Genomic DNA, 23,470 nt, shown 5'->3' on the forward strand with positions numbered 1-23,470 from the left:
TCACAACAGGAAGCCAAACCCAATGACACTGAAAAGCGAAATTCATCCTGCTCTCAAACCTGGCTCGATTCAGAAACTGGATCTTGCAAATAGGTATGTTCTTGCCCCGATGTCCCGCGCCAGCGCAACAGCGGACGGAATTCCAACGGTGGAAATGGCCGCGTATTACACGCGCTTTGCGAAAGGCGGATTTGGCCTGCTCATCGCTGAGGGAGCCTATCCTGACACCTCGATCGCTCAAGCCTACGCCCATCAGCCTGGTCTGTGCACGGACGCGCAACAAGAGGGATGGCGGAAAATTGTAGAAGCGGTCCACGCCAATGGCAGCAAGATCATCCTTCAACTCATTCACGCTGGAGCGGTGTCGCAGGTGGTGGATGTTCCGCGCGGGCCATCAGCTGTGCGGCCGCAAGGCCACATGTTGCAAATGTACGGCACAAAACAGGGGCCATATGAAACGCCTGTCGAACTGACTGGACAGGATATAGCGGACATAAAGGCCGGTTTCATTCAGGCGGCCAAACGGGCGGAAGCTGCTGGCTTTGATGGCGTGGAAATCCATTGTGCAAACGGGTATCTGCTGGATCAATTCCTGACACCCGAAACCAATTTGCGCACCGCGCCTTACGGTGGTTCTGTTGAAAACCGGATCCGGTTGACATGCGAGATCATATCGGGGGTTCGCGCTACATGTAGCAGCGACTTTGTCACTGGGGTTCGTCTATCCCAGGCAAAGGCGACGCAGCCCGACTATTTTTGGCCCGGCGGTCTGGATGACGCAGCCATCATCTTCGCGGCAGTCCAGGAGGCCGGGGCGAGCTTCATCCATCTGGCCAGCGAGCGGAAAGGTTACGCATATCACAGCAGCACCAGGGACGGCGCACGACTGACCAAATTCGCGCGTGAAACAACGGGATTGCCCGTGATCGCCAATGGCGGATTGCAAGATGTCGATCTCGCGCGGGAAGTTCTTTGCGAGGGAGAGGCGGATTTTCTCGCTATCGGCAAATCCGCTATGGTCAACCCGGATCTTCCGAACCGGATAGCAGACCGGCAAAAGCCTAAGGACTTCTCTTTTGAATTGTTCACCTACGGCGTTTCAGTTTCCAGCCAGTTCAAGTGGGAAGCCGAACAATCGGCTTAACTAACGAGGTGCCGGGCCGCGAAGATTTGCCTGCAGGTTATAAACATTTGCTCAAACTGCAGCGAGGGCCAGCTTCGAGCCCGACAACGGGAATTTTTGAGTTTCAACGCGCAAATCTTCCCGGTCAACAGTGTCCGTCCGGTGAAGCCGGTCTTCATGGTGGCGACGCGCTCTGTTACGCTGCTTTTGCAGCGTAACACCAAGGCATGAGGTCGTTGATGCAATTGATCTTGTGGTCGGCGATTTGTACCAGAACCCATTTCAGCCGGGCTTGCGGGTCGATGCCGCTGAGTTTGGCGGTTTCGATCAGGGTATAGGCGATAGCCGCGAATTTGCGGCAGCCTTCTGAGCCCATGAAGCGGTCGTTTTTTCGTCCAAGGGCAATCGGTTTCATTGCCCGCTCCGCGCAATTGTTGTCCAGTTCCAGATGCCCGTTGTCGAGATACGGCCGGGCTTTCGGCTGGCGGCTGAGCGCACACGGATAAGGGCCCAGGATTGGTTTGTTACAAGGAGGCTTATGATTTTCGCTGCATTCCCGTCCCCAGGCTGAGCGAGAGCAGCAGGCGAAACTGCGCACTGTATTTGGCTTCGCGGTTTTTCGAACGGCCCCGCGAGATATCGTGTCCGTTGATTGGAGCGGCCAGCATCCGCCCTTCCGGCGGGACGGGGAGATTGGGTGAAACCACCATTTTGACACTCTATGCGTTTATTGTCTTTGCGTAACTCTACAAATGGGAGGCGTTACGATGTCAGACTTTATTGTATTGAGAGACAAGAATAGAACACTCAGAACACTTGATTTGAATATGCGCGGCGCAGTGGCCCGGGCTGGAGCTGGTCTGGCCGGGGGGATGCCGCCGGAGCCGGAAGTCACGACCCACCAGCTCGACCGGCAGCAGCTGAACGAGGTGACCCGTGACCCGGATATCCTGTCTGTGGCGCGGGTGATGCCGACAAAGCTGATTGCGCCGGTGCCCATGGCGGGGGCGGCAGCACAGGCGCAGGACACGGCCACCTGGGGTGTGCAGGCGGTTGGCGCGCTGACCAGTCCTGCCAGCGGTGCCGGGGTGAAGGTTGCCGTGCTTGACACCGGAATTGATGCGGCACATCCGGCCTTTGCAGGCGTCACCCTGGAGCAAAAAGACTTTACGGGCAGCGGCAATGGCGATGTGCAAGGGCATGGAACCCATTGTGCCGGAACCGTGTTCGGGCGGGATGTTGACGGTCTGCGGATCGGGGTTGCGCCCGGCGTTACAAGTGCTTCGATCGGCAAGGTTCTGGGCGATGATGGCTCGGGCAGCACCAACATGTTGTTTGAAGGCATGCAATGGGCCGTCAGTCAGGGCGCGCGTGTCATTTCCATGTCTCTCGGGTTCGACTTTCCCGGTTTGGTCAAGAACCTCATCGATGATGGATTTCCCGAGAAACTGGCCGCGAGCGCAGCTCTTGAAGGCTACCGGATGAATATCCGGATATTCGACCGTCTGATGGACATGTTCCAAGCATCAATCCCCTTTACCGGAGGGGTCGTGGTGGTGGCCGCCTCGGGAAATGAAAGTGAGCGCGATATCAACCCGAATTTTGAAGTGAGTGCATCGATCCCTGCCGCAGCAGAGCGCATGATGTCTGTCGGCGCTCTGGGAGAAAGTCCAGATGGTCTTGTCGTGGCACCGTTCTCGAATACCAATCCTGTTCTGGCAGCCCCGGGGGTCGATGTGATCTCCGCAAAAACCGGCGGCGGTCTGGTCTCCTTTAACGGCACCAGTATGGCCACCCCGCATGTTGCCGGGCTTGCAGCGCTCTGGTGGGAGCAGATGCGGAACATGGACATTCCCACAACCCCGGAGGGGGTGACAGCGCGGCTGCGGGCAAGTTCTGTGACGCATGTCTTTGCGCCGGGTGTCGACGTTCTGGACCGGGGGGCAGGGCTCGCGCAGGCGCCCTTGGCAGCTGTCGTCTGAGTGATCGGCGGGATCTGCCTTGGCCGTGCTGTGCGGTTGGTGAGCAAACCGCGCTCCCTTGGATTTGCCATTCGCTGCGTGAAAACAGAGATTTCGCCGCAACGGACAAAACGTCCGGAAATCCTTTGAACGCGGCACGGCTCACAGCTAAAAAAAGCGCCGGACCTGTGGGATCCGGCGCCGTTTTCGTGAGGCCGTTTGGGGTTCAGGCCTGCGGACCGTCAGTTCTGCAGCCTGCGGGAGAATTCATCATTGTAGTAGGACGTAATTTGGCCATAGACGCCGTTATCAATGATGATCTGGAGTCCTTTGTTGAACGCCTCCAGATAGTCAAAAGCCCCGTCGATATTGTCGTTGTGGGCGATGAGCTCATAGCCGAAGGACACGCCGGTGAAGGACGCCATGTCCACCTTGTCGAGGATGCCCATCTTCGTGGCGCTGGCAATGGCGCTGAGACGTGAGCCGACGACGAAGTCCACATTGCCTTCCAGAAGCAGCCGGAAGCAATCCTGCATGTTGGCGGCTCTGGTCAGATTTGTCAGAGGGATGTCGTTTTCCACGAGCTGAAAGGTCGACCAGCTGGCGGGACGGCACAAGCGGCCTGCCTTGATCTGCTCATAGGTGGCATTTTGCAGATCGGCCCGGCCGATTTCATAAAAGAAGCTGAAGGACATTGGAACGATCGGATCGGACGCCTTGTAGCCGCAGCGGACCTGCATGTCCTGCGGCAGGGCTGAGCACTGTTTCCAATACCCCATGTCTGGCATGTTCCAGCCAAGGCCGAGCTTGTAGCGGCCGGTGGGCAGAAGATATTTGAACTGGGCGTTGGCATCGCCAATATGGTGGATGCGTATCCGGTCACCCAGGCCGACCGCATCAAAAGCGGCGCGCACAATCATGGTTGCCATCCCTCCTTGCGGCCAATCCGGAGAAGCGAACGGCGCATGGTTCTTGCGGGCAGCAATGTAGATCGGCGTCGGGATCAGACTGTCCAGAGCCAGGGATGCCACGTCGAGGCCATCCTGTGGGAGAGCCGTTGATGCGGGCAGGGCCGTCGTTGGGCAAGGCGGGAGTTGTATGGTCGTGCCCGGGTTCAGAGAGGCCGGGTTCCGGCCCACAATACCGGCATTTCCCGGATAGTCGGAAATGAGATGCCAGGCGCCTGCATCGTCATAGACTTTTTCGGCGATTGCAGGCAGCGTGTCGCCTGCCGCTACCTTGTAGCTTTGAACTTGCGCCGTGCAGGTTTCTGCATGGGCGGGCGACAGGCCGATCAGACCTGCAGCCGCAAGCCAGGCTCCAACTGCAAATTTCATTTTCCCCTCCATTGCGTTAGCCCCTTCATGTCGAATGCCCCTTTTTGTCTGCGGATCCTCTTTTTTCCCGTTCCGCTTTAAACATAGCAGCCCATGCACCACGCCGCCCATCCGGGCGGCGCGGCTCCACTCCGGCACACAGGCGGAGCGGACAGTCTGGCAGATAAAAGTGATGCGAAGACTAATTGCTGTTTTCCTGCGTCCGGCGCGCGAATTCGTCGTTGAAATAGGACGAGATCTGGGCGTAGGTGCCATTGTCGATGATGATTTTCAGACCCTTGTTGAACTCATCAAGATAGGCGGTCGTGTTCAGCGGGTTGTCTTTGTAGGCGACCAGGTGGATCGCGTAGGGCACTGTGAAAGGCGCCATCTCGATATTGTCCCGGATCCCCATCTTGGTGGCGATGGCGATGCCGCTTGGCCGGTTCACAACCGCAAAGTCTGCTTCACCGTTGATGATTTTCTCAAAACAGCCTTGCGGGTTGGCTGCGCCGACGAGGTTCTCGAGCGGAATGCCGTTTTCTTCCATCTGGAATGTGGACCAGCCTGTCGGCCGGCAGATCCGCTTGGTCTTCATGTCCTCGATGGTGATGTCTTTCAGATCCGACCGGCTGGTGTCGCTGAAGAAACCGAGCGAGATGGTGAAGACCGGTTCGGACTGGTTGTATTTGCACCGGATCTGCATGGGTTTGGCGACCCGGTCACAGGTCTTCCAATAGGTCATGTCCGGCATGGACCAGCCGAAAGCGAGCTGATACCGGTCGGACGGAACCAGATCATAAAGCTGGGCGTTCCAGTCATTGATATTGTGGATGCGGACGCGGTCGCCCATGCCGACTGCATCAAAAGCGGCCTTCACCAGAAGCGTGCCCATGCCGCCCTGGGGCCAGTCTGAATCCACGTAAGGCGCCCAGTCATCGCCGGTCACGATATAGATCGTGTTGGCATCTGTTCCCGAACCGGTCTGCGTTTCCGCGCGCGCCGGGGCGTCTTGACGCTGTTCCAGTTCATTGGGCAGCTGTGTGACAGCGCCCGGGCAGGGCGGAATGGACAGGGCTGTGCCAATGCTCAGAATGTTCGGATTCCGGCCAATGGACTCTGCGTTGCCCGGATATTCGTAAATCAGAGCCCATTCGTCTGAATCGCCAAACACGGTCAGTGCGATTCTGGAGAGCGTGTCACCGGATGCGACCGTATAGGAGGTCACTTCACTTTTGCAGGTTGCCGCATGACCTGTTGAAGCAGCTGCAACGCAGCTGACCGCAAGGCACAGGGCGGAACTTAAAGCCGGGAACAGCTTCATATCAGATCATCTCCAGTTCTAAGGTTATCGGGCCAGTCGGAAGCCGACATAAGAATAGGGATTGTCAACGGCTCTGCCTGTGCGGAAGGTGAGGGCGGCCGTCTTTTCCGTCGTCTCGCCCGGAGGCGCACCGCGCACAACGCCCCGTCCGCCATAGCAGCTGTTGTCCTTGAGGCGTGTGGTCCAGCAATCGGAGGTGCGCTCTTCCGCGTTGCCGATGGACCCGATCAGGCCATTGACTTCCATGGCTTCGGTAATCGGCACGAGGTCACGCCGCAAGCGGGCATAGACGTTGTCGAAGGCGTTGCCCCATGGATAGACGGTGTTGTCTTCTGTACCACCGCGCACGGCAACGACCCATTCGGCGTCCGTTGGCAGGCGGTATTCCGGAGTGCCTTGCGGCCGCCTCGAGTTCAGCCAGGCAATATATTCCTCGGTCTGGGCGAGCGAAATAGCCGTCATCGGCATCATCAGGTTTTCTTTGGCGAAGAATTCCGGCTCAAGGCTCCCGGTTGAACACGCGCCCCGGGCCACACATTCCAGCCAGTCGCCGCGGGTTACTTCCCGGCGCGCAATCTCGTAAGGCTCCATTGTGATCACCCGGTAAGGGTCCAGAATGTTTTCGCCGCGCATGAGCGGAACCTGATATTCTCCGCCCGGAATGGCGAGCATGTCCGGAAAACCAGGGCCCTTTCCGGAGGCCGGGGGGGCGGATTGAAGCGCAGCGCTCTGGCGCGGCGCGGCTGCCGGAGCCTGCGGCTTGGTCTGTGCTGCAGACGGGCGTGCCTGAACCGCTGGCGCCGGCTTGGAGGCTGCAGAGCGGGCCGGGCTCGCCGGGCTGGTTTTCGGAGCGGCTGTCCGGGCAATGGTTGTCTGCTGGCTGGGAGCTGCCTTGTTTGCTGCTGCCGGTTTGGCGGCTACCGCAACAGGTTCATCCGCCTCAGACTGCTCGTTTGTGGCCTTGTTCTGCATCGCAGCCTTGAGCGCTTCGCGCGCCTTGAGCAAGTCCCCGGTCGGAGAGCGTTCCGCCTGCGGGGCGGACTGGAGTGCAGGCTCGTCGCCGCTGATGCCGTCAAAGCCCTTGAACAGGGATTGGGTCAGGCCGCCGAGCTCGTCGTGGAAATAGCCGATCGGAAAGCCTACGGCTGCAATCACAGCCAGGAATTTGAGCACGGACAGGGTGGTTTGCACCACAGGGCCCCGGTTCGACCGTCCGCCATTCTGGTCCTGTCTCTTGAAGATCTCCGGAATCTGCTGGACATCATCTTCGTCTTCCGCCCAGCGGATTTTAGGCGAGCGTGCCATATTGCCCCGGTCATTTGCCCCATACTGGTCCGGCGCCTGGTTTTCGTTGGTGGGCCCCTCAGACATATGCGCCAAATTGCGCTCAAGCCATTTGTCCAAATTTTTGGAGTTTTCCCGCAACTCCTCAAATGGAGAATAATCAGGATTGACGCGGCCCCGACCGCCCGACGCAGATGAGTTACTCATTTTATGCTCACACCCGACTTCACTAAAACAGCACTACTTTAACGCCGTTTACGCATAAATATCAGTGACAATTTTATTCAACGCATATTTTTCTTGGCGAGTATGAATGATTTATGGCACAAATGTGGCGTCGTTCGCTAAGTGTGCCTAATTCTGGTCTTAAACCTAAGTGTTCAGCCTTCATTTGAACATCAAAACGCATGGCGAATCTTGGCAATAGTCGGAGCAATATTTTTTTCAAATCGCTCCAAATTTGTTCATCTTTGTGTTGAATGAGATTTAATTTATCAATTCTTACCTTTGGGTGGAAAGCCTTTTAAATATCTATAAAATCAAGACATTCTGGATCTATATCCCCAAAGGAAATCCGTCCCGTTACCTATCCACAGGGGTGAAGGTGAACCAGATGTCATGTTTGTCTCTTTCAAAAATGGCAAGTATTAATTTAATCACGTTAACCATGACCATATTTAAATTGAAATAATTTCGATCACAAATTAATTTACGCGACGGCATTTTGTGTCCGGGCGGCGTCGTTTTTGACACCGCCCTTGGGACAGGCCGGGAACAGACGGGTGGAGACGCTGTCCGGCCGCGCATATATGCGTTGAAACGGGGGGCGGGAACGGGGTTCGCAGGCCTTTGAAAGGGCATGGCCCTTGACACTTTCCGGCCTAGCCTTTATCGCGCTCCCATCGTGCGTCCCGGGAACCGTTTCGGGGCGGGGCGCTGCTTTTGAACGCTTCCGGAAAAAGGGAAGCGCTTGCGGCGCGGCACACGGGATGAAAAACGAAACCTCCGGGGCGTATTGCCGCTCAGGACCGAGGACGACAAAACCCATGCAGGTAACCGAAACCCTCTCCGAGGGCCTTAAGCGAGAGCTCAAAATCGACATTCCGGCAGGCGATCTTGCCGCCAAGCTCGACGATTACATGGCCGAGATGAAATCTAAGGCCAACATCAAGGGCTTCCGTCCGGGCAAGGTGCCGGTTGCGCATCTCAAGAAAATGTACGGCCGTCAGGCCATGGCGGAAATCCTGTCGAACACCATCCAGGAAACCACCCAGAAGGCCGTCGAAGAGCGCTCCGAGCGCCCGGCGCTGACCCCGGAGATCGACCTGCCGGAAGATGAGGCGGAAAAAATCCTGGCCGGGGATGCGGACCTGTCCTTCAAAATGACCTATGACATTCTGCCTGAGTTCGAAATCGTCGATTTCGCCGGGTTTGAAATCGAGCGCCCGGTTGTCGAGATCGCCGATGAAGAAGTCGGCACGCAGGTTGCCGAGATCGCCAAGAACAATGCGCCGTTCGATACCAAGGATGGGGCGGCTGAAAACGGCGACCGGGTCACCATGTCCTATCTGGGCAAGATTGACGGAGAGCCTTTTGAAGGCGGTGCTGACGAAAACGGTCAGCTTGTTCTCGGCTCCGGCCAGTTTATCCCGGGCTTTGAAGACCAGCTGATCGGTGTCAAGGCAGGCGACAAGAAACTCGTGGAAGTGAGCTTCCCGGACGACTACCCGGCCGCGCACCTGGCTGGCAAAGCCGCGACCTTCGACGTTGAGGTCAAAGAGGTGGCTGCAGCGGGGGAAGTCGTTGTTGATGACGAATTTGCCAAAGGCCTTGGCCTTGAATCCCTCGACAAGCTGAAGGAAATCGTCCGCGGCCAGATCGAGAGCCAGTTCGGTCAGATGACCCGCCAGCGGGTCAAGCGCCAGCTTCTGGACAAGCTCGATGAGCACTACACGTTCGAGCTTCCGGAAAAGCTGCTTGAATCAGAGTTCGACATCGTTTGGCGTCAGGTCGAAGAAGACATGAAGCGGAATGAGAAGAGCTTTGAGGATGAGGACACAACGGAAGACGAGGCGAAAGCGGAATACCGCAAGATCGCCGAGCGCCGTGTCCGCCTTGGACTGGTTCTGTCCGAAATCGGCGAGAAGAACGACATCCAGGTGACCGACGAGGAAATGCAGCGTGCGCTTTACGACCGCGTGCGCCAGTTCCCGGGTCAGGAACAGGAAGTGTTCGAATTCTACAAGAGCAACCAGCAGGCCCTCGCGTCCCTGCGGGCGCCGATCTATGAGGAAAAAGTCGTCGATTTCATGCTCGAGCTTGCCAAGGTGTCTGACAAGACGGTGACCAAGGAAGAGCTGGAAAAGCTGGTTGCAGATGACGAGGACGACGCTTAAGCGTCTCAGAAAATCCCCAGGCGCGGTCGCGGGCTTTAACTTTGCCTTCACACCGCGTCTGTCATGACTTTGCGTTGAGGGCGACATCCCATATATACGGGGTGTCGCTTTTTTCGAGTCAGGCCCCTGATGTGGCGCGTTTCACCGGAATTTCTGCCGGTGCAGGCTGTCTCTGCGGTTTGGGGGGCTGTGGTTTGTCCGGCAATGCCGGGCATCATCTCAAGCATATGGATGAGGTATGAAGGATCCTGTCGATATCTACATGAACACTCTCGTGCCGATGGTTGTCGAGCAGACGAACCGGGGCGAGCGGGCCTTCGATATCTACTCGCGCCTTTTGAAGGAGCGCATCATTTTCCTGACCGGTCCGGTCGAGGATCACATGGCAACCCTGGTGAGCGCGCAGCTTCTTTATCTGGAAGCGGAGAATCCCTCCAAAGAAATTGCGATCTACATCAATTCGCCCGGCGGGCTTGTGACCTCCGGTCTGGCAATTTACGACACGATGCAGTTCATCCGCCCGGCGGTGTCGACCCTGTGCATCGGCCAGGCTGCGTCCATGGGCTCTCTGCTTCTGGCGGCCGGCCAGAAGGATATGCGCTTCATTTTGCCGAATGCGCGGGTGATGGTGCACCAGCCGTCCGGCGGCTTCCGCGGGCAGGCTGCCGATATAATGCTTCATGCACAGGAAATCCTGGCCATGAAACGCCGGCTCAACGAGATCTATGTCAAGCATACCGGCCAGGGCCTTGATCAGGTCGAGGAAGCGCTGGAGCGCGATAATTTCATGACGGCAGAAAGGGCCAAGGAATTCGGTATCGTGGACAATGTTATCACTGACCGTTCGACCCTTGGGGGCGAAGCCGAAGGCTGATCGGGCTTACCCGGTCTTAAGGAAGGAAACACTTTCCTGCCAAAAGACCGGTTATTCCCCCATTGAAACCGGGTTTTCCTCTTCACCTTAAACCTATATTGATTTTTAATGGTGAAGCATGATGACATTATATTGTGGGGTGGCGCAGATCCGCGCGGCCTCTAGACCGGGAAGGCCATATTTTAGCCTCACCTGGAAAGATAAGGGGAAAGGCCCCATAAACGCGAGGTTGACTACATGACCAAGGCCAGCGGCAGCGATTCTAAGAATACGCTTTACTGCTCCTTCTGCGGCAAGAGCCAGCACGAGGTTCGCAAGCTGATCGCCGGCCCGACTGTTTTCATTTGCGATGAATGTGTCGAGCTGTGCATGGATATCATCCGCGAGGAAAACAAGTCTTCGCTGGTGAAGTCGCGGGACGGAATCCCGACCCCTCAGGAAATTCGCGATGTGCTCGATGACTATGTCATCGGTCAGGGCAGTGCGAAAAAGGTTCTGTCGGTCGCCGTTCACAACCACTACAAACGCCTCAATCACGCGTCGAAGAACAACGACGTGGAACTGGCGAAATCCAACATTCTTCTGGTTGGGCCAACCGGGTGCGGCAAGACACTTCTGGCGCAAACTCTGGCGCGCATTCTGGATGTGCCTTTCACCATGGCCGATGCGACCACGCTGACGGAAGCTGGCTATGTCGGGGAAGATGTCGAGAACATCATCCTGAAGCTGCTCCAGTCCGCCGATTACAATGTCGAGCGCGCGCAACGCGGTATTGTCTATATCGATGAGGTCGACAAGATCAGCCGCAAGGCCGACAATCCGTCGATTACACGGGACGTGTCCGGGGAGGGCGTGCAGCAGGCCCTTTTGAAAATCATGGAAGGCACCGTCGCTTCCGTTCCGCCCCAGGGCGGGCGTAAGCATCCGCAGCAGGAATTCCTGCAGGTGGACACGACCAACATCCTGTTCATCTGCGGCGGCGCCTTTGCTGGTCTCGACAAGATCATCTCCGACCGGGGCACCCAGACCTCCATTGGCTTCCAGGCCCGCGTCGAGGCACCGGAAGACCGGCGGGTGGGCGAGCTGTTCGCAGAGCTGGAACCGGAAGATCTGCTGAAGTTCGGCCTGATCCCGGAGTTTGTCGGCCGTCTGCCGGTCATCGCGACCCTGGAAGACCTTGACGAAGATGCGCTTGTCACGATCCTGACCGAGCCGAAAAACGCTCTGGTCAAGCAGTATCAGCGTCTCTTTGAGATGGAACAGGTGGAACTGTCCTTCCACGATGAAGCGCTTAAAGCGATTGCCCGCAAGGCGATTGAACGCAAGACCGGGGCCCGCGGCCTCCGTTCCATTCTGGAATCGATCCTGCTCGACACAATGTACGAGTTGCCGGGTCTGAAGGGCGTCAAGGAAGTGGTGATTTCACCGGAAGTGGTCAAAGGCGAAGCACGGCCCCTCTATATCTATGAGGACCGTGAGGAAAGCTCTGCGACCAGTGCCTGATGTCTTCGCCCTGAGCTGTCTCAGGGCTGGGCCTTGCACTTTTGAAAAGAAGTGAATAAATGCCGCTCTTGAAGAGCGGCATTTTGTTTTTTGAAGGGGGATGTGAAACCGCCCTGCGGTTTTCCACCGGCCGTGTGAGTCGTCAACAGATAGACCTGAATGACCGGAACGCCCGCCTTGACAGGGGCAGGTGAGGTGTCCACCTAATAGACCTAAAGAATGGCTTGTGCGGACTGCAAGCGCGCCCGGCCGGGGTGCTGCGGTTCGGCCAGTCGGGTGAGGCCCGGAAGCCGTTTCCCAGTGTTCCGGTTGCTTTTTGTCAATGGGGCTGGAACACGCTGAGAAAGGATAAAAAATGAGCGACGCAGAAATCCGCGCCACTGATCCGGACAGCACCGCTGTCTATCCCGTTCTGCCCTTGCGCGACATCGTCGTCTTCCCCCACATGATCGTGCCGCTGTTTGTTGGCCGCGAAAAGTCGATCAAGGCGCTGGAAGAGGTGATGACCACCGACAAGCACATTCTTCTGGCCACCCAGATGAATGCGGCTGATGACGATCCCAATCCGGACCAGATCTACAATGTGGGCACGCTGGCAACGGTTCTTCAGCTTTTGAAACTGCCGGACAACACCGTGAAGGTGTTGGTGGAAGGCGGCGCACGGGCGCAGATCGGCCAGTATTCCGACCGGACTGACTATTTCGAGGCGTCTGCAACCGTTCTGCCCGAGCGCGATGGCGAGAATATCGAAGTGGAGGCTCTGGCCCGCTCCGTCGTTTCCGAGTTCGAGAACTATGTGAAACTGAACAAGAAGGTTTCTCCCGAGGTTCTGGGCGCGGTCAACCAGATTGACGATTATTCCAAGCTGGCCGACACGATTGCGTCGCATCTGGCGATCAAGATTCCGGAAAAGCAGGAAATCCTCGGCGTTGTCTCCGTGGCCGAGCGCCTGGAGCGTGTGCTTGGCATGATGGAGAGTGAGATCTCCGTCCTGCAGGTGGAAAAGCGCATCCGCTCGCGCGTGAAGCGCCAGATGGAGAAGACCCAGCGTGAATATTATCTGAATGAGCAGATGAAGGCGATTCAGAAGGAGCTGGGTGACAGCGAGGACGGCCGCGACGAGCTGGCCGAACTTGAGGAAAAGATCAAGAAGACCAAGCTGACCAAGGAAGCGCGGGAACGGGCGGCTGCGGAGGTCAAAAAGCTCAAGCAGATGAGCCCGATGTCGGCGGAAGCCACCGTCGTGCGCAACTACCTGGACTGGCTGATCGGTATCCCATGGAGCAAGAAGTCCAAGGTCAAGCATGATCTGGCCCTGGCGGAAAAGGTGCTCGACACGGATCACTATGGCCTGGAAAAGGTCAAGGAGCGGATCGTGGAGTATCTGGCGGTCCAGAGCCGGGCGAACAAGCTGCGCGGACCGATCCTGTGCCTCGTCGGTCCTCCGGGTGTCGGCAAGACCTCGCTGGGCAAGTCAATCGCCAAGGCAACGGGGCGTGAATTCGTGCGCATGTCCCTGGGCGGCGTGCGTGACGAAGCGGAGATCCGCGGTCACCGGCGGACCTATATCGGCTCCATGCCGGGCAAGGTCATCCAGTCGATGAAGAAGGCAAAGAAGTCAAACCCGCTCTTCCTGCTCGATGAAATCGACAAGATGGGCATGGACTTCCGTGGGGATCCGTCCTCGGCGCTTCTGGAAGTGCTGGATCCGGAACAGAATTCCTCGTTCATGGACCATTATCTGGAGGTCGAATACGATCTTTCCGATGTTATGTTCGTGACGACCGCCAATACGCTGAACATTCCAGGCCCCCTGATGGATCGTATGGAAGTGATCCGCATTGCTGGCTACACGGAAGAGGAAAAGGTGGAGATTTGCCGCCGTCACCTCATTCCGAAGGCTGAAAAGGACCACGGTCTGCGGGACGGTGAATTCAAGATCGAGGATGATGCCCTGCAATTCGTCGTGCGCCGTTACACCCGTGAAGCCGGTGTGCGGAACCTTGAACGTGAAATGGCGACCCTGGCCCGGAAAGCGGTCAAGGAAATCCTCATGAGCGACAAGGAAAGCATCACGGTGACGCCTGAAGTGGTCGAAGACTATCTCGGGGTTCCGCGCTACCGCTACGGCGAAGCCGAGCTGGAAGACCAGGTCGGCGTTGTCACCGGTCTGGCCTGGACGGAAGTGGGCGGCGAGTTGCTGACCATTGAAGGCGTGATGATGCCGGGCAAGGGCAAGATGACCGTGACGGGCAACCTGAAGGACGTGATGAAGGAATCGATCTCCGCAGCCGCTTCCTATGTGCGCTCGCGGGCTGTTGATTTCGGCATTGAACCGCCGAAATTCGACAAGACCGATATCCACGTCCACGTTCCGGAAGGGGCGACCCCGAAAGATGGCCCGTCCGCGGGGATCGGCATGGCAACGGCCGTGATCTCGACCATGACCGGCATTCCGGTTCGCCGGGATGTGGCGATGACGGGAGAAATCACCCTGCGCGGTCGGGTGCTTCCGATTGGCGGCTTGAAGGAGAAACTTCTGGCGGCGCTGCGCGGCGGCATCAAGCTGGTGATGATCCCGGAAGACAATGCCAAGGATCTGGCGGATATTCCGGATTCGGTGAAGAACTCGCTGGAAATTGTGCCGGTGACCGGGATGGAAGACGTCCTGAAAAACGCGCTCGTGCGTTTGCCGGAGCGGATCGAATGGGACGAAAGCGCTGCTGAGGCTGCAGCCAAGGCGGGTGAGTCGGAAAAGGACAAGTCCGGACTTCTGGCGCACTGAGGACCCTTTTTTGCCCGATAAAAACCAAAGCCCCGGACCTTCCGGGGCTTTTCTTTTGAATAATCGGTCAAAATGGCGGTTTTCTGCGAAAAAACCACTTGCGTTTCATGTCAATTCGCACGAATTTCGCGCAACGGCGCTGACAGGAATCGTCGGCACTCTGCCGTTTCTTAGAAAGGTATCTGCTATGAATAAGAACGATCTGATCGCAGCTGTTGCAGAAAAGACTGGCCTCACCAAAGCGCAGGCAGGCGAAGCAGTTGACGCAACTTTTGATGCAGTCACGCAAACGCTGAAAAGCGGTGACGAAGTCCGCATCATCGGTTTTGGGAACTTCACGGTCTCTGAGCGTGCAGCCACCGAAGGCCGGAACCCGCGGACTGGCGAAACGATCCAGATCCCGGCTTCTAAGACGCCGAAATTCAAGGCTGGCAAAGGCCTGAAGGACGCTGTGAACGCCTAAGCTCACGCGTTCGGGACAATTTGTCTCGAAAACCCCGTTTCTGCACTGGCAGAAGCGGGGTTTTCTTGTTTTGAGCTTCAGCGGGGGGCGGAACCGCGTGATTACACCGGTGCGCATGGGGCATGGCTTGCCGTCATAGTCTGGAGCACAGCGCATTCTCCCGGTTCAGTTTTTGCAGCCTGAACTCAAAGATCTCAGCGCAAGAGACGACAAACCGGTCTGGTGCCCGGTGACCGTGCCGCGCTCTGGAGCGATTGCGAGAGTTATTCAAAAGTGTTTGCAGTCTTTCCCGGGACATAGTTGCCCTTAGAATGGGGTGTTTCTTTTATCCTTTTGGAGACGCGAGACCCCATGTCGTTGCAAACCATTATCCGCAACCGCCAGAACGCACTCTTTGTCGCCTGGAAAAATGATCCCTTTCAACAGGTGCAGGTCGAGACGATTGAAGAGCTGCAACGCCATGCGTTTTTGGATGATCTGGATCTTGAGGTGGAAACCGGCCAATCGGGCCGCAGAAGCTTGCGCAATGCGGTGATTGTGCGCCGTGACGGCAATCCAGATACCAATGCAAGCGTCTGGGTGCGGGCGGGCTATTCCGGCTATCGCAATGCCTGGCTCGGCTTCGTCCGGCAGGTTTATCAGGTCAGCGCCACACCAGCCGACCTGGCCGGCTACAATATTGACCACCTCTTGAACCGGGCGCGCAGCCCGGGCGGGGCGGGGCTGATCCGGATCGAGGCAATCAACGATCAGGTGAATCAGGCCTGGGGGCGGCTCTTTGAAAAGGCGGCCAGCAACCCGGATTTCTACGCCAATCAGGCCCGCTATGGGCGCAAACTCTCCTGGCTGATTGCCGCCAAGCTCATGGGCCAGATGCCGCCCAGAGGCCCGGACGATCAGGCGGGCATTGACCGGCTTGTCCGCTTCTTCCAGGCCAAGGGGCTGGCGGAGGATGACCCGCGCGGCGGACTGATCAACATGCTGAATTTTGCCTATGGGCTCAGGTGGTGATGCGGCCGTTGCAAGCGCAAACTCGTTGGGCGCCCCGGTCTGAGGTGAAAATGGTCAGGACGCCAGCCCGTGAGACCGTCCAAGCGGGACGGGCTCCAAAACGCGGCGTGGAGACCCGTCATCCACAGGCAGGTGCGTGATGGGCGGACGGACGCGTTTTACTCTTGCCAAGCGTCTCCAGAGCCCCTAAAAGGCGTCTCACCTCGTTGAGGGCGATTAGCTCAGTTGGTAGAGCGCTTCGTTTACACCGAAGATGTCGGGAGTTCGAGTCTCTCATCGCCCACCATTCCCTCTCCTTTTTCATGATATCTTGATCGGATGACCGTCCGGGAATTCCGTTGCGTGCGTTTTTGATTTAGAATGCCTGGTCCGTCTGTCTGAGCATGTTGAGGCGGGCAGCGTTTTGCCACGAACGAGACTAATCATCTGAACCTATTTGCTAAATCACGGTTCTCCTACCTTCTTTTCACAAGGAACACACATGGGGAACGGACAAATTATCCACAATGATTGCGAGGGGCAGGAGGGCGGTGGGCCGCGCTTTTGGCTGGCTTTTAAAAAAACGACATATTTGACAGGCTTGGGCGCTTGACTTCCCCATCCAGCCGCCGTACATCAGCGCCACTTCACGGCGACAGAGCGTTGCCGGACGAAGCGGGTGTAGCTCAGTTGGTTAGAGTGCCGGCCTGTCACGCCGGAGGTCGCGGGTTCGAGCCCCGTCACTCGCGCCACTCCTTGTCGGATCGAGATCCGGTTGGGGAGGGCGCAAAAACCGTGAATGTGCGGGTGTAGCTCAGTTGGTTAGAGTGCCGGCCTGTCACGCCGGAGGTCGCGGGTTCGAGCCCCGTCACTCGCGCCACTCACGGTTTTCTTGAAGGCTGTCCGTCGTACGGCCTGCCCATTTCCCAAGATGTAAGACGTGCCTTGGTGCGATTTCCCGGCCTGTGTGGCTTTACGGTCAGCCCCGAAGCTTTGTGCCTGCTCCTTTAGCGCCTCAAGAGCTGCTTTCTCCCTTGCAATCCTGCAGTCACGCCGCCGATGCGCCGGTGCGGACCGGCTCGGGAACGTCGGGGAATCCGCCAAAGTCCGTTTCACGGAGCAGGTTGGTCATTTTGCGCAAGTGCGGCATATGCGCCCGAAGTCTTGCAAAGTTTTCAACGGGGCACACAACTGCAGAAAACGTAAGGGATCATTGGTCATTTTGATCAAGTGTGACAAGTGTTTGACCATGGTAGGGTCTTGCGTTGCACCAAACGGTAAGTTAAGCGTGCGGACGCATGTTGGTTAAGATGGCCGACGGGCTGTACGCACTCTTCCGGATTTTAGAGGGATGCGGGCAAGGGGTCCTGGCTCCGGATCGTGTTCTGGTCCGCCCTGCAAATGCAAGGACGCGAAAGACATGGAAGAACTCTTGCGGGAATATGTCCCGATTGTGGTGTTCGTTGGCATTGCGTTGGTAATAGGCCTCGCGCTGCTGATTTCCCCGTTCCTGCTGGCCTACAAGAACCCGGATCCGGAAAAACTTTCAGCATATGAGTGCGGTTTCAACGCCTTTGATGACGCGCGCATGAAGTTCGACGTCCGGTTTTATCTTGTCGCAATCCTGTTCATCATTTTCGATCTGGAAGTAGCCTTTCTGTTTCCCTGGTCGGCTGTCTTTGGGGAACTCGGCTGGTACGGCTTCTGGTCCATGATGGTTTTCCTGGGCGTTTTGACCGTCGGCTTTATTTATGAGTGGAAGAAGGGAGCGCTGGAATGGGATTAACCACCACAGAGCCGCTTGTTGCTCCTCAGCCCAAGGGCATTCTTGATCCGAAGACCGGCAGACCTGCCGGAGAAGATGACGCGTTTTTCATGGACGTGAACAACGAGCTTGCCGACAAGGGTTTTCTCGTCACGTCCACGGACAACCTGATCCAGTGGGCGCGGACCGGCTCGCTCATGTGGATGACCTTTGGCTTGGCCTGCTGCGCCGTAGAGATGATGCAGGTGTCGATGCCGCGTTATGATGCCGAACGGTTCGGCTTTGCCCCGCGCGCATCCCCCCGCCAGTCCGACGTGATGATTGTGGCGGGAACGCTGACCAACAAAATGGCCCCGGCCTTGCGCAAGGTCTATGACCAGATGCCGGAGCCACGCTATGTGATCTCCATGGGATCCTGCGCCAATGGCGGGGGGTATTACCACTATTCCTATTCCGTGGTGCGCGGGTGTGACCGGGTTGTGCCCGTGGATATTTATGTGCCCGGATGCCCGCCAACGGCCGAAGCGCTGCTTTACGGCATCTTGCTGCTGCAAAAGAAGATCCGGCGGACAGGAACGATTGAACGATAGGGGACCTGCCGCTGAAAGGTGGCCGGTTTGGAGAGGGCGGGCGCCTTTGCGTCCAGAAAATAACTCCTGTGGAGTGAGGTCGGGCTGATGGATGAGACGCTGAAGGAACTCGCTGAGCATATCGAGCTTGGGCTGGGTGGCTCTCTTGTCTCCTGGAAAGTGGCCTATGGCGAACTGACCCTGACCGTCAATGCGACCGATATTCTGGAAACGGTCCGGTTCCTTCGCGACAACAGCTCGTGCAAGTTCATCAATCTCACGGACATTTGCGGCGTCGATTATCCGGAGCGGGAAAAACGCTTCGATGTGGTCTACCACTTCCTGTCGCCGGTTCAGAACCAGCGCATCCGGGTGAAGCTGGAAACGGATGAAACCACGCCGGTGGCCTCGCTGACACCGCTGTTCCCCGGGGCAGAATGGTTCGAGCGGGAAGCCTATGACATGTATGGCATTCTGTTTACCGGTCATCCGGATCTGCGTCGTCTGCTGACCGATTACGGATTTGACGGCCATCCGCTGCGCAAGGATTTCCCGGTCACGGGGTTTGTGGAAGTTCGTTATGACGACGAAAAAAAGCGGGTTGTCTATGAACCGGTGCGCCTGAACCAGGAAATGCGCTCCTTTGATTTCCTCTCGCCCTGGGAAGGCACGGACTACGTGCTGCCCGGCGATGAAAAAGCATCGGCAACGTGAGGAGCAGCGCGATGGGCGAGAAACTGGCAGGTGGATGTCTGTGCGGTGCGGTCCGCTTTACCGCGGTTCCCGACAAGATGGAAATGGGCGTGTGCCATTGTTCCATGTGCCGCCGCTGGAGCGGCGGGGCGTTCATGGAAGTCAATTGCAGCGCCATCGAGGTGGAAGACGACACTCAGCTCGGCACGTTCGAATCCTCGGACTGGGGTGGTCGGCAATTCTGCAAGACCTGCGGCAGCACCTTGTTCTGGCAGATGAAGGATGGCTCCCATGCGGGTGTCGCCGTTGGCGCGTTTGACGATCCGGGGGCGTTCGACTTCACCACGGAGATCTTCATTGACGAAAAACCCGGCAATTTCGCCTATTCCAACAAGACCAGGCAATTGACCGGGGCTGAGGTGATGGAGCTCTTTGCGTCTCAACAAGGGCCTCAAAATGGCTGAAGCTCAGGTTCGCAATTTCAACATCAATTTTGGTCCCCAGCATCCGGCGGCCCACGGCGTTCTGCGTCTCGTGCTGGAACTGGACGGCGAGGTTGTGACCCGGGTTGATCCGCATATCGGTTTGCTGCACCGGGGCACGGAAAAGCTGATCGAGCAGAAGACCTATCTGCAGGCGGTGCCCTATTTCGACCGTCTCGACTATGTGGCGCCGATGAACCAGGAGCATGCCTATGCTCTGGCCGTCGAGCGCCTTCTTGGCATCACCGTGCCCAAGCGGGGGCAGCTGATCCGGGTGCTCTATTCGGAAATCGGCCGGCTCCTGTCACATCTGCTGAATGTCACCACCCAGGCTATGGATGTGGGGGCCTTGACACCGCCGCTATGGGGGTTTGAGCCCCGTGAAGAACTGATGGTCTTTTATGAGCGCGCCTGCGGCGCCCGTATGCACTCAGCCTATGTGCGTCCCGGCGGGGTTCATCAGGATCTGCCGCGCGATCTGCTGGACGATATCTGGGATTTCTGCGACCCGTTCCTGCAGACACTGGACGATATTGAAGGCCTTTTGACCGACAATCGTATCTTCAAGCAGCGCAATGTCGACATTGGCGTTGTCGATCTGGAAGACGCCTGGGCCTGGGGCTTTTCCGGGGTCATGGTGCGCGGCTCTGGCGCGCCGTGGGATCTGCGCAAATCCCAGCCTTATGAATGTTATTCGGAGCTCGAATTTGACATTCCCGTCGGCAAGAACGGCGATTGTTATGACCGATATCTGATCCGCGTTGAGGAAATGCGCCAGTCGGTCCGGATCATGAAACAGTGCCTGGAAAAGCTAACCGTGGAAACCGGGCCGATTTCGGCGGTGGATGGCAAGATCGTGCCGCCCAAACGTGGTGAGATGAAGCGCTCAATGGAAGCGCTGATCCATCATTTCAAGCTTTATACCGAAGGCTATCACGTTCCGGCCGGGGAAGTGTATGCGGCGGTCGAAGCGCCCAAGGGCGAGTTCGGGGTCTATCTGGTCGCCGATGGAACGAACAAACCCTATCGCTGCAAGATCAAGGCACCTGGATATGCCCATCTGCAGGCGATGGACTTCCTGTGCCAGGGGCACCTGCTGGCCGATGTCTCGGCCGTGCTTGGCTCCTTGGACATCGTGTTCGGCGAGGTTGACCGCTGATGAGGGAACTGTGCCGCCAAATTCCGACCCTGGAAGCCGCCCGTCCGGCTCCGGTCAGTGTGACAGAACGGGGATAACACCATGGCAGTTCGCCGGCTTGCCGCGGAACAACCAGACAGCTTTGTTTTCACCGAGGCCAATCTTGCCTGGGCGAAAAAGCTGATCGACCGCTATCCGGCGGGCCGGCAGGCTTCTGCGGTGATCCCGTTGCTATGGCGGGCCCAGGAGCAGAATGACGGCTGGGTCAGCGAACCGGCCATCCGCTATCTCGCGGACCTGCTGGACATGCCCAAGATCCGTGTTCTGGAAGTCGCGACCTTCTACACCATGTTCCAGCTGCAGCCTGTGGGCAAAAAAGCCCATATTCAGGTCTGCGGCACGACCCCCTGCCAGTTGCGCGGCTCGGAAGACCTGATCCGGATCTGCAAGTCCCGGATCGCCAAGCACATGCACGAAATTTCCGAGGATGGCCTGTTTTCCTGGGAAGAGGTCGAATGCCTTGGCGCCTGCGTGAATGCGCCGATGGTCCAGATTTTCAAGGATACGTATGAGGATCTGACCCCGGAAAGCTTTGAAAAGCTGATCGATGACATTTCGGCAGGCCGCGCTGTGACACCGGGCCCGCAAAATGGCCGCCGCTTCGCCATGGCCGAAGGCGGCCAGACAACCCTGACTGAGATGGCCGATGACACAAACGGCACCGGGCCGGAGCCCCATATTGTGGACGGCGCGGAAAAGGCATCACACCATTTTGCCGGCGCTGCGATCAACACCGGCGGGGCCGACTTTGGCGGCGTGCCAACCCCGGCTGAAGACGCGGTGGCCAAGGTGAGGGCTGCCTTCGCCGAAAAGTCGGAAAAGACAGCTACTGCCCCTCAGAGCGCCCCCAACAAGGAAGCCGCGCCAGCGGCCGGGAAAGACGCGGCCCCGGCCTCCAAGGCGGCGCCCGCCGCAAAGACTGAAGCTCCTGCAGCGTCTGTGGCCAAGGCCTCTGAGGCGCCGCACAAACCGGTGGAGACAGGACAGGACACGGTGGCTGACGCACCAGCTGAGACGGAAAAGCCTGCCTCGAAAAGGGCTGCGGCAAAGAAGTCAGCGGCAAGGAAACCGGCTGCCAAGAAACCCGCTGCGGCCAAGGCGTCTGCCCCTGCGGTGGACGAAAAGGCGCCCGAGGTTCTGGACGGTCCGCGCGGCGGCAAGGCGGATGATCTGAAAAAGCTGAAAGGGGTCGGCCCCAAGCTGGAAGCCACGCTGCACGGCCTCGGCTTTTATCATTTCGACCAGGTGGCCAGCTGGGGCCCGGCGGAAGTGGCCTGGGTGGATAGCCGGCTGAAATTCAAGGGCCGGATCGAGCGGGATGGCTGGATCGCGCAGGCGAAGATCCTGGCCTCCGGCGAAGCAACCGAATTTTCCAAGCGTGTGGAGGCCGGTGACGTGGCATCCTCCAAGAGCGAAGACTAGGGGGAAGAGATGCTGAAGGATCAGGATCGGATCTTCACCAATATCTACGGTCTGCATGACTGGGGTCTGGAAGGCGCGAAGAAGCGCGGCCAGTGGGACAATACCAAAGCGCTGCTCGGCAAGGGCCGGGACTGGATCATACAGGAGATGAAGGACAGCGGCCTGCGCGGGCGCGGCGGCGCAGGCTTTCCGACCGGGCTGAAATGGTCGTTCATGCCCAAGGAAAGCGACGGCCGTCCCGCCTATCTGGTCGTCAATGCGGATGAATCGGAGCCGGGCACTTGCAAGGACCGGGAAATTCTGCGCCACGATCCGCACACACTTGTGGAAGGTTGCCTTGTGGCGGGCTTCGCCATGGGCGCGGTGGCGGCCTATATCTATGTGCGCGGCGAGTTCATCCGCGAGCGCGAGCGCCTGCAGGCCGCCATCGATCAGGCCTATGATGCGGGCCTGATCGGAAAGAACAACAAGAACGGCTACGATTTCGACATTTATGTCCACCACGGCGCGGGCGCCTATATTTGCGGTGAGGAAACCGCTCTTCTGGAAAGCCTGGAAGGCAAAAAGGGCCAGCCGCGCCTGAAGCCGCCATTCCCGGCAAATGTCGGCCTCTATGGCTGCCCGACCACAGTGAATAACGTGGAATCCATTGCCGTTGCCCCGACGATCCTGCGCCGTGGAGCGGCCTGGTTCTCCGCGCTGGGGCGGCCGAACAATACCGGCACCAAGCTTTTCTGCGTGTCCGGCCATGTGAACCAGCCTGCGACCTTTGAAGAGGAACTCGGGGTTCCGTTCTCCGAAATGATCGACAAGCATTGCGGTGGCATCCGTGGTGGCTGGGACAATCTGCTGGCGGTGATCCCGGGCGGGTCGTCCGTGCCGTGCTGCACCGGTGAGGAGATCAAGGACGCGCCGATGGATTTCGACACGCTGCGGGAAATGGGCTCCGGCCTTGGCACAGCGGCGGTGATTGTGATGGATAAGTCCACCGACATCATCAAGGCGATTGCCCGGTTGAGCTATTTCTACAAGCATGAAAGCTGTGGCCAGTGCACGCCCTGCCGGGAAGGCACTGGCTGGATGTGGCGGGTGATGGAGCGCATGGTGAAGGGCGAATCCTCCTATGAGGAGATCGACATGCTGTTCAAAGTCACCAAACAGGTCGAAGGCCACACGATTTGCGCGCTCGGAGATGCGGCCGCCTGGCCGATCCAGGGTTTGATCAAGAATTTCCGGCCGGTCATCGAGCAGCGAATCGATGATTATGTCGCCAAGTCGAAATCGTCTTCGGCGATGGTGGCGGCTGAGTAAGCGGAACGGGA

Annotated in this window: 19 protein-coding genes and 3 tRNA genes; 18 read left to right on the forward strand and 4 right to left on the reverse strand. The window is 57.9% G+C overall.

Translation table 11 applies throughout. From position 1 onward, the window contains the following. The first annotated feature begins 22 nt into the window (after positions 1-22). Entirely contained in the window at positions 23-1,144 is a 1,122-nt protein-coding gene (locus ACXAH0_RS03320) for an oxidoreductase (RefSeq protein ID WP_475189097.1), read from the forward strand. A 175-nt stretch (positions 1,145-1,319) separates the two neighbouring features. Here ACXAH0_RS03320 and ACXAH0_RS03325 read toward each other — a convergent pair whose 3' ends face one another. Further along, positions 1,320-1,841 (reverse strand): transposase domain-containing protein, encoded by a 522-nt coding sequence (locus ACXAH0_RS03325; protein ID WP_475189099.1) that lies wholly within the window; start codon positions 1,839-1,841, stop codon positions 1,320-1,322. Positions 1,842-1,890: 49 nt separating this feature from the next. Here ACXAH0_RS03325 and ACXAH0_RS03330 point away from each other — a divergent pair, with 49 nt between their 5' ends. Then, positions 1,891-3,105 (forward strand): S8 family peptidase, encoded by a 1,215-nt coding sequence (locus ACXAH0_RS03330; RefSeq protein WP_475189101.1) that lies wholly within the window; start codon positions 1,891-1,893, stop codon positions 3,103-3,105. A 221-nt stretch (positions 3,106-3,326) separates the two neighbouring features. Here the strand turns inward: ACXAH0_RS03330 and ACXAH0_RS03335 are convergent, their stop codons facing one another. The 3 genes from ACXAH0_RS03335 to ACXAH0_RS03345 all read right to left on the reverse strand — a co-directional run bounded on the left by ACXAH0_RS03335 (position 3,327) and on the right by ACXAH0_RS03345 (position 7,095). Beyond that, positions 3,327-4,421: a hypothetical protein gene (locus ACXAH0_RS03335; protein ID WP_475189103.1), complete on the reverse strand. Its 1,095-nt coding sequence runs from the start codon at positions 4,419-4,421 to the stop codon at positions 3,327-3,329. A 181-nt stretch (positions 4,422-4,602) separates the two neighbouring features. Beyond that, positions 4,603-5,724 carry a hypothetical protein gene (locus ACXAH0_RS03340; RefSeq protein WP_475182079.1) on the reverse strand — a complete coding sequence of 374 codons (1,122 nt, stop codon included), beginning with the start codon at positions 5,722-5,724 and terminating at the stop codon, positions 4,603-4,605. 24 nt (positions 5,725-5,748) lie between these two features. Beyond that, entirely contained in the window at positions 5,749-7,095 is a 1,347-nt protein-coding gene (locus ACXAH0_RS03345; RefSeq protein WP_475189104.1) for a formylglycine-generating enzyme family protein, read from the reverse strand. Positions 7,096-8,054: 959 nt separating this feature from the next. Here ACXAH0_RS03345 and tig point away from each other — a divergent pair. From tig to nuoF, 16 genes are all read left to right on the forward strand, one after another. Next, on the forward strand, positions 8,055-9,404 hold the full coding sequence (tig, locus tag ACXAH0_RS03350; protein WP_475182084.1) for a trigger factor: 1,350 nt from the start codon (positions 8,055-8,057) through the stop codon (positions 9,402-9,404). A 238-nt stretch (positions 9,405-9,642) separates the two neighbouring features. Further along, entirely contained in the window at positions 9,643-10,278 is a 636-nt protein-coding gene (locus ACXAH0_RS03355; RefSeq protein WP_475182090.1) for an ATP-dependent Clp protease proteolytic subunit, read from the forward strand. A 237-nt stretch (positions 10,279-10,515) separates the two neighbouring features. After that, a complete protein-coding gene (clpX, locus tag ACXAH0_RS03360) occupies positions 10,516-11,781 on the forward strand; it encodes an ATP-dependent Clp protease ATP-binding subunit ClpX (protein ID WP_475182093.1) in 1,266 nt (421 codons plus the stop codon). 355 nt (positions 11,782-12,136) lie between these two features. After that, complete coding sequence (lon, locus tag ACXAH0_RS03365) at positions 12,137-14,566, forward strand: endopeptidase La (protein WP_475182097.1); 2,430 nt, start codon at positions 12,137-12,139, stop codon at positions 14,564-14,566. Between the two features lie 187 nt (positions 14,567-14,753). Further along, positions 14,754-15,029 (forward strand): HU family DNA-binding protein, encoded by a 276-nt coding sequence (locus tag ACXAH0_RS03370; protein WP_006934728.1) that lies wholly within the window; start codon positions 14,754-14,756, stop codon positions 15,027-15,029. 351 nt (positions 15,030-15,380) lie between these two features. Further along, positions 15,381-16,040: a hypothetical protein gene (locus ACXAH0_RS03375; RefSeq protein ID WP_475182105.1), complete on the forward strand. Its 660-nt coding sequence runs from the start codon at positions 15,381-15,383 to the stop codon at positions 16,038-16,040. Between the two features lie 210 nt (positions 16,041-16,250). Continuing rightward, positions 16,251-16,326, forward strand: a tRNA-Val gene (locus tag ACXAH0_RS03380). A 368-nt stretch (positions 16,327-16,694) separates the two neighbouring features. Further along, a tRNA-Asp gene (locus ACXAH0_RS03385) sits at positions 16,695-16,771 on the forward strand. A gap of 51 nt (positions 16,772-16,822) precedes the next feature. Continuing rightward, positions 16,823-16,899: transfer RNA gene (locus tag ACXAH0_RS03390), tRNA-Asp, on the forward strand. 540 nt (positions 16,900-17,439) lie between these two features. After that, complete coding sequence (locus ACXAH0_RS03395) at positions 17,440-17,805, forward strand: NADH-quinone oxidoreductase subunit A (protein ID WP_475182108.1); 366 nt, start codon at positions 17,440-17,442, stop codon at positions 17,803-17,805. Continuing rightward, complete coding sequence (locus ACXAH0_RS03400; protein ID WP_475182111.1) at positions 17,796-18,374, forward strand: NuoB/complex I 20 kDa subunit family protein; 579 nt, start codon at positions 17,796-17,798, stop codon at positions 18,372-18,374. The genes ACXAH0_RS03395 and ACXAH0_RS03400 overlap by 10 nt, the downstream gene beginning before the upstream one ends. Before the next feature lie 87 nt (positions 18,375-18,461). After that, positions 18,462-19,067, forward strand: coding sequence for an NADH-quinone oxidoreductase subunit C (locus ACXAH0_RS03405; protein WP_475182117.1), 606 nt, complete (start codon positions 18,462-18,464; stop codon positions 19,065-19,067). Positions 19,068-19,078: 11 nt separating this feature from the next. Continuing rightward, entirely contained in the window at positions 19,079-19,510 is a 432-nt protein-coding gene (locus tag ACXAH0_RS03410; protein ID WP_475189106.1) for a GFA family protein, read from the forward strand. Further along, entirely contained in the window at positions 19,503-20,687 is a 1,185-nt protein-coding gene (locus tag ACXAH0_RS03415; RefSeq protein WP_475182131.1) for an NADH-quinone oxidoreductase subunit D, read from the forward strand. Before ACXAH0_RS03410 ends, ACXAH0_RS03415 begins: the two co-directional genes overlap by 8 nt. 81 nt (positions 20,688-20,768) lie before the next feature. Then, on the forward strand, positions 20,769-22,148 hold the full coding sequence (nuoE, locus tag ACXAH0_RS03420) for an NADH-quinone oxidoreductase subunit NuoE (RefSeq protein ID WP_475189108.1): 1,380 nt from the start codon (positions 20,769-20,771) through the stop codon (positions 22,146-22,148). A 9-nt stretch (positions 22,149-22,157) separates the two neighbouring features. Continuing rightward, positions 22,158-23,459, forward strand: coding sequence for an NADH-quinone oxidoreductase subunit NuoF (nuoF, locus tag ACXAH0_RS03425; RefSeq protein WP_475189109.1), 1,302 nt, complete (start codon positions 22,158-22,160; stop codon positions 23,457-23,459). The last annotated feature ends 11 nt before the right edge of the window (positions 23,460-23,470 follow it).

Source organism: Roseibium sp. AWQ4_290 (assembly GCF_056160985.1).